We start from the raw sequence: 9,689 nt of genomic DNA on the forward strand, positions 1-9,689 counted from the left end.
ACGCTGACCACACAGCTGAGTGCCGGGCATATCCAGCGACTGGCTAGCGCGATGGTTACCAGGTACCGGCCGACCGTGTGATGGACAGCATGGCAGCCGGTGACCTGAACGCGTACTCCCTGCGGATGTGGGTGCCGTCTGTTGGTTTGGTATCCCAGGGGAACTGCGAGCATTCCTTGTCAGGGCGGTGGTCAGCGAGCCGTAGGTATGCTGCGAGGGCCTTGGTTTGGTGGGTGGCCGATAGATCGTGAGCGGGGTGGCTAGGTCGTGTCTCCCGAATCGCGTGTTTGGTTGTGCCGGCCGCCGACGAGGCGTCGGGTTCCTCAGGAGGTTGGCACCCGTGTCGCGGTGTCTGCCGATCTACGGATGGCGTCGAGCAGACGGTGCATGTGGACCCCGTCCTCGAAGGTCGGGACCGTATCCGGGTGTGACCGTTGGTCACCTTGGAGTCATGGATGTGAGCCGACACCACGACTCCGTCCGCCGTGACGGCGTCGAGCAGCAGATGGTTCGGAGTGGTCACATCGATTGCGGCACCGGTTTCCTCGATCACGGCATGCGGGTGGCGGATGGCGAGTCGGGCCGACAGGTCGGTGAAAGCGCCGATCAGGTACTCGACCGTGTCGAGCGTGTGCCCGCCGACAATCTCCACGATGCCCGCACCATTGCGCTGGTCGAGGGTGTAGGCCGCCCAAGGCGGTACCCGTGTGCCCGCACCCAGGTGACGTGCGGAGTACACGGTCACCGAAACAACGTCCCCCACATAACCTTCCGCGAGCAACTGGCGGGCGCGGGCGATCGCCGGCGATTATCGGGTCTGCAGGCCGCCCACGTGGCGGATGCCCGCGTCTGAGGCGAACTCGGCCAACGATTCGGCCTCGGCGGTGTTCAGCGCCAGCGGCCACTCGCAGTAGACGTGCTTGCCCGCCGCCAGCGCCAGGCGGATCAGCTCTACGAAACGGCAACTGGGAACGGCGTTCCGCCAGGACCTGGCCGCGACGGTCGGCCGAACGCGCCCCGGAGCGTACCGTCCCGCCTCAGCTGGTGCCGTCCTGCACCGGATAGTCGATGACGACCACACCGCCGGTGGCGTAGTTGACGACATCGGCGGCCGCCCGCTGGCCGTGCGGCGACGACCGCGCCGCGGCCATGGCGGTGGCGTCAGCGAAGTCGGCTTCGAAGACCGCGAAATACGGCGCTTCTCCCTTGGTCGCCGCCACGTCGAAGCTGTAGCGGCACGCAAGCAGGCCGGGCCAATTCATAACCAGCGGAAGGTGGGTGGTCACGTAGTAGTCGCGGAAGTGGTCAGGGTCGACGGGCTTGGGATACAGGACTAGCAACTTGTGCATGACTGCCTCCCGGTGTGTGTGAGTGCCGTGTCCAGTACCGCGGTCGGTTGAATCGTCATATGCGCAGGTTAGGGCTTGATGTGTGGTCGAGGGAAAGACCGGGACGGGATAGACTCAGAACGGATCGTTATCAATCGGCCGGGAGGGCATGTGGCTCCGGATACGGTGAGCCTGCGGTACTTTCTGGTGCTGGCGCAGGAGTTGAACTTCACCCGCGCGGCCGCACGGATCGGTATCGCGCAGCCCGCACTCAGTGCCCGGATGCGCCGATTGGAGGCGGAACTCGGCACGAGCCTGCTGGTTCGTAACACGCGTAGCGTCGTATTGACCACGGCCGGTGCGGCTTTGGCGGAGTCCGCGCCGCCCGCGCTGGTGGCGCTGGACCGGGCATGGGACACCGCCCGGAATGCGGGGGCCGGTGAACTGGGCACGCTGCGCATCGGATACAGCCTCAGCACCGGGGCCGAGACGGCACCGGCCCTGGTGGACAGGCTCATTCACAGCAGCCCGGGACTCGAGGTCGGCGCGGTCCCCATGGCGACACCGGAGATCTCCCCCGCGGTCGCCGACGGCCGCATCGATGCGGGGATCACCCGCGGTGAACAGCCGGGTCGTGGCGTGCGCCGGTTCCTGCTGCGGCGTATGCGCGTCGGGGTCCAGCTGGCGCAGCATCATCCGCTGGCCGGACACCCGGAGATCGAGATCGCCGATGCGGCCGCGTATCCGCTGCGACTGCCCGACCGTACGGCCAACCCCGTGATCCACGATCAGCTGTCCGCACTGTTCCGCGACACCGGGCCGAACCCCCGATTCCACACGCCCGCAGTCTCTTTCGACATGTCTCAGCGCGACCTACGCGACGGGCTCACCCTCGCCCCGGCCGGTGAAGCCGCGGTCACAACACAACCGGCCGGTCTCACGTGGCGACCGCTGCAGGGCGCACCCACCTTGACGATCCACCTGGTCCTCCCGCGCGAGCAGTCGCCAGTACACCGCCGCATCCGTGCCGTCGCCAAAACCCTGGCACACGAGCTGCACTGGCTGCCGGACTGACGCGCAGCAGGTCACGCGAGACCGACGTCGGCCGCCCGGCGTCATCGATGGTGAAGTCGGCCAGGTCCGGATACGCCCCGTCTGTCGCCCGGCACCGCGAGTGGGTGAGTTGGTGGTGGCTGCACCAGTAGAAGTCGGATTTGGTGTGGATGCGTGAGACCGCGGAGAAGCGAGCGAGGTAAGCCAGCGCGGGCAGCCGGAGCACGAGGTCGTCACCGGCAAAGGTGGCATCCAGATCAGAGGAGGTAGCCATCCTCCACGATGCCGCGGTCCCGGCGAACCGCCCGAACGGACGCGCGGGTCACGGCAAGAGAGTGTGTTCGGCGAGCCGGTCTATTGTTCGCGGACACCGGTGACGGTCAGCTGTTTCCGGTGGTGGTCGTAGTGCTGACCCGGATACCGGTACAGGTCCGCGAGGGACATGGATCCCTGGAAGTACGGATCCCAGCGGCTCGGGTAGTTCATCTCGCGCGTGAACGCGGCTGTGTCTTCCCGCCGCAGGGAACGCTGCAACGAGGCGATTACCCGGTCCATCTTTGCGCCCATCCGGTGCCGGTTGTATATGCGTGCCGCCAGCCGGGAGCCGTAGAAGTTGATCACGTCGAACGGGCCGGTCACCGCGTTCAGAATTCGTGCGTTCGCGCGGCTCGCGCCAGCAGGTAGGCAGCCGAATACCCGTACGAGGATCAGGAGCTTCTGAACGATCATGTAGCCAAACACCATGTGGAACAACAACTCTTCGTTGGTCCACCGCGTCCCGTTCGTCGGGGCTCCCCACTCGCCGGTGCTGGTGGTATCGAGCAGGTGATGGAAGTCGGCCCTCGTTCGCTCCAGGTCTGCGGCGAGACCGTCGCGATCGACGTTCGGCTGTGACATGACTGCACCTCGATTCGAGCGCCGCGAAACGCTCATACGACGATGGTCGCGCGCTCGCGTTCAGAGTCAAAACACCGGACCAAATGCCCCACATTCGGCATTTCAGTGCGTTCGAAGGGCACCCCAGCACGGCTCACGCCCGCCCGACGTCCTCGTGACGCGCACGTTGCGCGAGGGGATCCTCAGGCTCGTCTGATAGTTCACCGTCCCGGCAGCCCAGGGCCTGAGCGTCAACCGCTTGGCATGCCAGGCCGCCGAAGCCGAAGGAATCCCGCTGGCAGACCCGCACGCCGAGCTCGGCACCACCCGCCGGCTCCGTGAACTGGCCGACTCCATCGGCCTCCAGATCGACGCCATCCAGCAAGCGCAATGGGAAGATCCCGAACCACTGGACGACCCCTCCGAATACTGGCAGCGCATCGTCAACTACGGCCTCGGCGAAACATTGAGAACCGCCGACCCCGCCGCCCGCGACAGGGCACGATACCGCTTCCTAGAGCAGGCCCAGGGACACCACCCCACCCACTCCTGGCCCGCTTCGCTCTCCCCGCTGAAGGGCACTTCGGCTATCGCTGAAACCGACTCCGAACCTCGACACCGACAGTCAGGACGACCGCGCCAAGACAGTGTTCAACAAACGTGTCGAAAACGGTTGGTGTTCAACAAGTCCTGTCGGAACTTGCTCGTACAGTGCCGGGCATGGCCGGCCAGATTCGCTCCCTCGACATCGCCGAACCACTCGCCCCCGATGGCCGCTCGCGTCGTTCTGGAGGCCATCTGGGGCTGCACCTGTCAGCGGTGGATGCCGACGAGGCGCGTCATCCACGAAATCCTCTGCCCAGGAAGCCGACGTGCCGGGAGTGACAGCGACCGTTGCTGCCCGTGACGATGGTGACGGGAATACGATCGGCTCTGAGTTGCGGGGCGACGGGGGAGCCCGTTGCGGAATCGAAGGGCTACAGGGATGACCGATTCCCAGCGCGGACCTGACGGTCAGCCGCTTATGCCGGGCGGCGTCGATCCCGCTGCGCGGCAACCGGATCCGCCGACAGGCGGCTGGGCCACGCCATACGGGCCACCTGGCCAGGGATATGGGCCGACACTGTCGTATCAGCCACCATCGACCGGCACCAGCAGAACGGCTCTGATCATCGCCGGTGTACTCGGGCTGGTGGTGACGCTGGGGCTCGGTGTGGTGATCGGCATCGTCGTCGGCGGTGGCGACAGTAGCAGTGAGTCCGCCGGTGCCTCGGCTACTGGGAAAACGGGCACCTATTCGATGAATGCAATCACCAACGCCTGCGATCTTGTCGATCCCACGCCGTTGACCAAGTGGTCACCCACGCCGAAGGGTGCTCCCGAGCATAGGGAAACGCGGCCAACCGCCTACGAGAGCGGCGGCCTGAAGTGCGATGCCGGATACACCAGCGCGACCGCCGGCGAGTTCCCCATGAACGAGGCCGGTATGAGCGTCGAGGCCGAATTCACCAACGGTGCGGCGCCGCCCTTCTACGACCATTGGAAGCACGCCGATGTCGCCACACCCGCAGCGGAGTCGGCTTCCGGTGAGGTCACCGGAATCGGCAATCAGGGCTACTGGTACTCCGAAGTCAGAGGAAACCTCGTCGCGAACATGGCCTACGTCGTCTGTGTGCAGGATGCCAATGTCTCGGTGCGGGTGCAGATCTCCCTCACGCGTGAGACGGGTTCTCCCGCGGTGCGCCGGGACGAACTCGATTCGATCGCCAGGTCCCAGGTCCGCAGGACGCTGGATGGTCTGCGGGAGAAGTAGCGACCAGTGACTCGAGCGGACCGGTGGGACGGGCGGACGATCGACGGTGGCTGGAATACGATCGGGTCGCAGTTGAGGTCGACGGGGAGCCCGTTGCGGAACCGGAGGGGCTACAGGATGACCGATTCGCAGCGCGGACCTGACGATCGGTCGACGCCCGAGGGCGCCGATCCCGCTGTGCGACAACCCGATCCGCCGGTTGGTGGCTGGGGCGTCCCGGAATCGGGCAGGTACACGCTTGCGCCTGGAGCGGCGCCCGGTCGGCCCGCTATCGGGTACGGCCCACTTGGTCCGGGATACCGGCGGCCACCGTATCCGCCGCGAACCGGCAGCGGCAGAACGGGGCTGATCGTTGCCGGTGTGCTCGGGCTGGTGGTGGTGCTGTGTCTCGGCGTGGTGATCGGTGTCGTCGTCGGCAACAGAGACAGCGACTCCGCCACTGCCCCGAACCGGTCCAGCACCTCGGCCACGTCCAGTCCGGCTTCGGCCACCACATCCCGCCGGGAACCGGCGCCGGGAATCTATTCGATGAGTGAGATCACCAACGCGTGTGATCTTGTCGATCCCACGCCGTTGCACAGGTGGTCGTCCACCCCGAGGGAAGCCCCTGTGCATCAGGAATTCCCGCCGAATAACTTCGACGGCGGCAACCTGTACTGCGCCCTCCGCTACACCAGCCCCTCGACTGTCGTCGACGATGCCACCGTCGATGAAGCTGGCATCGGTCTCCAGGCCCAGATCACCGGTGCCGACGCCGCCCCCGCTTACGACCGTTGGAAACAGACCGACACCAGCGCCGTCCGATCGGGGCTGGCCTCGGGCGAGGTCACTGGAATCGGCGCCCAGGGCTACTGGCATACCGCGACCACGGACACCAGCAACGGAATGACCTACATCGTGGGCGTGCAGGACAGCAATGTCTCGGTACGAGTGGAAGTTGCTGTCTTGCGCGCGAAGGGCGAACCCCCGGTGAACCGGGACGAGCTCGCCGCGATCGCCGAAAACCAAGCTCGCAGGGCGCTGGACGGATTGAAGACGTAGCACGTTCGCCGACACCGTCACCCGCGTCGTGGGCTCGAATCCAGGCACCGATCCACCCCCTTCCTGCTGACCTAGCTCCCTCGAAATGAGACTCTGGCCTGCTGCACCTCGGGTTGCGTCACCAATCCGGCAGAAACCGACCGCGACAATCTGCTGGCGGTCTCCTCCAGATCGTGCGGTTCCCTGCTGCGCTGTCGGTTTTCAGCGCGGCAGGGTGCTTATCAGGTGTTGTGCTGGGGTGGAATTCGTCGGCGAGGTCGGCGGCGTGGTCGTCGTTGTTCGGGGTAGTCGGTGTCGTTGGTTCGTTTCTGGTGATCACCGCGACGCACGCGTTGCTGATGTGTCGAAGGCGAAGGGCGGGTGAGATCCCCGCGAGATCGTGCCAGCGGCTTAGGTCCGCCGCCATATTGCGGTGGAACAGCGGCGCGCTGGAGAACCTGGTCGGTCGGGCATACGGCGAGAACCGATGGCTCGATAAGCGAAAGTGATCGTAAGCGGGCCGAATCGGCGTTGTTCCCGGCGCCCGCTTCTCGCAGGCTGGGGCAGCACATAAGTCGGGGCCAATCTCGGACAATCGGGAGAACAATTGTCACGCACCAGGTTCGTCGTAAGCGCTCTCGCTTTTCTGGCGATGGCCGGCACCGCGCTGGCCGGAAATACCTTCACAAGTTCCCAAGCATCCGCCGATGCGCTCACCGACGAGGGCGCCTCGGTCGCCGACCTCAACCCTGGCCCCGCGGTTCCCGCGGTCGCCGACCTCAACCGCGACGGCTACCCGGACGTCGTGTTCAGTGACTTCCTTCTCGGGAACGGCGTGTCGGTTTTCTTGGGTAAGCCCGGCGGGGGCTTCCAGCCCACGGTCCGCTACACCACCGGTGGTCAGGCGGACTACGTCGGCATTGCGGACTTCAACCATGACGGCAAGCTTGACATGGCCGTCACCAACTTCACCTCGCACGACGTCTCCATCTTGATGGGCAATGGCGACGGCACCTTCGCCAATGCCGTCAACTACCCGACCGACCTCGCACCTGGGGCGGTGGCCGTCGGCGACTTCAACCACGACGGCAACCCCGACCTTGCCACCTCCAACCAGGCCCCATCGATGTCGGTGCTCCTAGGCAACAGCGACGGCACCTTCGCCAAGGCCGTCAACTACTCCAGCAACCTGGGCGTCGGCTCTGGGTCCGCCGACGCCGCAGACTTCGATGGGGACGGCAACCTCGACCTGCTACGCGGCAACTACGTCAACAGCACCATCCAGATCTACCGCGGCCGCGGTGACGGCACCTTCGCCGCCCCGACCACGTCCAGCGAGGGTGCTCTGACCGCCTGGTACGGCATGGCGCGCGACATCAACGGCGACGGCAAGCCCGACATCCTCTTCTCCAACCTCGCTGCCGGCACCGTGTCCACGCTCTTCAACAAGGGGGACGCGACCTTCGGGCCGCCCAAGGCATACTCGACTGGCGGCCTGCTCCCGCAATGCTTCGACGTCGCCGACATCAACGGCGACGGCAAGCTCGACATGCTGGTCGCCAACGGTGGCACCTCCAGTATCAGCGTCCTGCTGGGGACCGGTGACGGCACTTTCGGCGTCCCCCACACATACCCCTCCGGCGGGCTCGTCCCCCTGTCCACCCCGATTCTCGCTGACTTCAACGGCGACGGAAAGATCGACACGGTCATCGGTAACACCGGCTCAGGGAACATCACCCTGCGCTATGGCAAGGGCGACGGTACCTTTGGGCCCCCCATCAACTACGCGGCCTGATCGACTTCGACAGGCCCCGCGGGCGCCGTCTGCCTTTGCGACTTCTAGCGCGATGAACATTCGCGGTGAAGTCGTGATGACGGTCCGTATGAGATCGCCAGGGCGGTAGCTGTAGTCCAGGTCCCAGGCTTCCGCCCTCCTCTCCTCGTTGAGGTTGTCCTTCAACGCCTCCCAGTACGGCGTGCCAGTAGCGAGGTAGGGGCGGCCACGGCCCGCGAGTTTCGGTAGTTCACGCATTCATACTGTCCTGTCGACGCACCCGATCGCTCATGTAATTCCAGATTGCCGCGTCGAGCGCGCCCGCACTGTTGGCGCGTAAAGCTGGACGATCACTGGCCCGATCGGTGGTGCCACCACGAAGTTCGGCGGGCGCCGTGCTCGCAGCCAGCCGGTGACCACGTCCTGTCACCGGGGCGATGCCCGCTATGCGGCACAAGGGCTGTGGTGCCTGGTGGACGGCGCGTGAGGTGGACGTTCGAGATGACCGGGCAGGCCGATCCTCGGCTGGTCGAGGAGACGGGTCGACGCCGAGACCGGACCGTCCACCGGCACCCGCTCGCGGTTGATCCGCCGCCGACCCCGACTCGGCCTCTACAGCATCCGGTCGAGTTCCATCTCAGCGACTGTCCTGAGATCATCACGGCATATCGACGGTGCGACAGACTATTCCGCAGCGACGAAGACCAGCGATCGGGCAACACCCAATTCCAGGCTGCCGAAACAGTCGCCGTCGCGTGGTCGAAAATCCCAGACCCCACTGTGGCACAGCGGCCCTCGCTGAGTGCTGCTGGCAGAAACGCACTGCCGCTGTGCTCTTGCTGCTGCGATCGCAACAGCTTCTCAGGGCACCCCTGGCTCTGGAGGATTGCTACTCACACCCTGCCCGCGATCCCGTAGCAACGGCTCGATCGCCTGGCAGGTTCGTTCCACTACCGGCGCGGACGGATGGCCTGCGGCACATGCCAATTCGCGCCACGGAGCCTCATCGCGTGGGCACAAGAAGCGACTGGGGCACGCGATAGCGCAGTTGCTAGTTTTCGTCGGGCGTGTGCTCGGAACCAGCGTCGAGGGGGTTCGCGGCCATCCTGGTGGTGAGGCCGGACTGCATTGCGCGTGCGGCGGAGCTACCGGTCTTCCGGTCGGCCTGAGCCTGGAAGCAGGCAAGGAACTCGTCGGCGAGCCCGAGCCGGGGGTACTGCTGGAGTACTTCGGCACGGAAGGCGGGGCTGAAGTCGTCGATGTTCTTGCCCGCGATATCCAACGCCGCCGCCCGCCACAGCAAGTGACCTTCAGGATCATCGGCCACGTCCACGTCAGGCCACATATGCCGGACGATGACTTCGCCGAGGCGTTCGCGGCGCTCGCTCGGCCAACCGGCGCCTGCGGCGAACACCCGGGCGACGTGGCCGCCGGCCTCCTCGAAGGAGAGGGTGTGGTTGTCGAATTCCGGCACCAGGCTGATGTCGTGGAACATCGCAGCCGCGAACAGCAGTTCAGCGTCGTACCGGATGCCCTGCTGCCTGCCGTAGGCAGCCGCCCAGACGTAGACGCGGCGCGAGTGGTTCAGCAAGGCGGCGGAATGGTAAGCGGAGGCCACCTCCAAGGCAGCCGATGCGGCGGCCGTGTCAGGAATCACGAGCTCGTCCAAAACGACCATACTTCGACAGTACGGCGTGGAAGGGCCCGTACCAGTACAAACGACTACCGGGAGGACCTTCATGCGAGCCGTCACAGTCCGGGACCGCGAAGCCGGCATCGGCGGATTGACCCTGACCGATCTGCCCCACCCCCACGCCGCCGAGAA

General features: G+C 65.7%; 9 protein-coding genes. 4 read left to right on the forward strand and 5 right to left on the reverse strand.

Going from position 1 to position 9,689, the window contains the following annotated elements; translation table 11 throughout:
• Positions 1-55: 55 nt before the first annotated feature.
• Genes ACFYOW_RS13155 through ACFYOW_RS13165 form a run of 3 tightly spaced genes read right to left on the reverse strand, consistent with a single transcriptional unit; the run spans position 56 to position 1,349 of the window.
• Positions 56-799: a hypothetical protein gene (locus tag ACFYOW_RS13155; protein WP_387287518.1), complete on the reverse strand. Its 744-nt coding sequence runs from the start codon at positions 797-799 to the stop codon at positions 56-58.
• Between the two features lie 9 nt (positions 800-808).
• Positions 809-1,105 (reverse strand): Gfo/Idh/MocA family oxidoreductase, encoded by a 297-nt coding sequence (locus tag ACFYOW_RS13160; RefSeq protein ID WP_387287393.1) that lies wholly within the window; start codon positions 1,103-1,105, stop codon positions 809-811.
• On the reverse strand, positions 1,038-1,349 hold the full coding sequence (locus ACFYOW_RS13165; RefSeq protein ID WP_387287395.1) for an EthD family reductase: 312 nt from the start codon (positions 1,347-1,349) through the stop codon (positions 1,038-1,040). Before ACFYOW_RS13165 ends, ACFYOW_RS13160 begins: the two co-directional genes overlap by 68 nt.
• 150 nt (positions 1,350-1,499) lie before the next feature.
• Between ACFYOW_RS13165 and ACFYOW_RS13170 the strand changes: the two genes are divergently transcribed.
• A complete protein-coding gene (locus ACFYOW_RS13170; RefSeq protein ID WP_387287397.1) occupies positions 1,500-2,402 on the forward strand; it encodes a LysR substrate-binding domain-containing protein in 903 nt (300 codons plus the stop codon).
• Positions 2,403-2,735: 333 nt separating this feature from the next.
• On the opposite strand, the gene ACFYOW_RS13175 is transcribed toward ACFYOW_RS13170, so the two are convergent.
• A complete protein-coding gene (locus ACFYOW_RS13175; RefSeq protein WP_387287399.1) occupies positions 2,736-3,278 on the reverse strand; it encodes a DinB family protein in 543 nt (180 codons plus the stop codon).
• Positions 3,279-4,242: 964 nt separating this feature from the next.
• On the opposite strand from ACFYOW_RS13175, the gene ACFYOW_RS13180 reads away from it, so the two are divergent.
• From ACFYOW_RS13180 to ACFYOW_RS13190, 3 genes are all read left to right on the forward strand, one after another.
• On the forward strand, positions 4,243-5,070 hold the full coding sequence (locus ACFYOW_RS13180; RefSeq protein ID WP_387287401.1) for a hypothetical protein: 828 nt from the start codon (positions 4,243-4,245) through the stop codon (positions 5,068-5,070).
• A gap of 117 nt (positions 5,071-5,187) precedes the next feature.
• Entirely contained in the window at positions 5,188-6,111 is a 924-nt protein-coding gene (locus tag ACFYOW_RS13185) for a hypothetical protein (protein WP_387287403.1), read from the forward strand.
• A gap of 631 nt (positions 6,112-6,742) precedes the next feature.
• Positions 6,743-7,885 (forward strand): FG-GAP repeat domain-containing protein, encoded by a 1,143-nt coding sequence (locus ACFYOW_RS13190; RefSeq protein ID WP_387287405.1) that lies wholly within the window; start codon positions 6,743-6,745, stop codon positions 7,883-7,885.
• Positions 7,886-8,915: 1,030 nt separating this feature from the next.
• On the opposite strand, the gene ACFYOW_RS13195 is transcribed toward ACFYOW_RS13190, so the two are convergent.
• The gene (locus ACFYOW_RS13195; RefSeq protein ID WP_387287407.1) at positions 8,916-9,542 is read right to left on the reverse strand and encodes an HD domain-containing protein; all 627 of its coding nucleotides are present in this window, start codon (positions 9,540-9,542) and stop codon (positions 8,916-8,918) included.
• Positions 9,543-9,689: the final 147 nt, after the last annotated feature.

The sequence above is a fragment of the Nocardia sp. NPDC006982 genome, assembly GCF_042869435.1.
Lineage (GTDB): Bacteria > Actinomycetota > Actinomycetes > Mycobacteriales > Mycobacteriaceae > Nocardia.

What these genes read in the sequence shown, in the direction of transcription:
- ACFYOW_RS13160 (WP_387287393.1), bottom strand. Translation starts at nt 1,105, where the DNA reads ATGTCGTCAACTACGCCACCGGCGGTGTGGTCGTCATCGACTATCCGG.
- ACFYOW_RS13165 (WP_387287395.1), bottom strand. Translation starts at nt 1,349, where the DNA reads ATGCACAAGTTGCTAGTCCTGTATCCCAAGCCCGTCGACCCTGACCAC.
- ACFYOW_RS13175 (WP_387287399.1), bottom strand. Translation starts at nt 3,278, where the DNA reads ATGTCACAGCCGAACGTCGATCGCGACGGTCTCGCCGCAGACCTGGAG.
- ACFYOW_RS13180 (WP_387287401.1), top strand. Translation starts at nt 4,243, where the DNA reads ATGACCGATTCCCAGCGCGGACCTGACGGTCAGCCGCTTATGCCGGGC.
- ACFYOW_RS13185 (WP_387287403.1), top strand. Translation starts at nt 5,188, where the DNA reads ATGACCGATTCGCAGCGCGGACCTGACGATCGGTCGACGCCCGAGGGC.
- ACFYOW_RS13190 (WP_387287405.1), top strand. Translation starts at nt 6,743, where the DNA reads ATGGCCGGCACCGCGCTGGCCGGAAATACCTTCACAAGTTCCCAAGCA.
- ACFYOW_RS13195 (WP_387287407.1), bottom strand. Translation starts at nt 9,542, where the DNA reads ATGGTCGTTTTGGACGAGCTCGTGATTCCTGACACGGCCGCCGCATCG.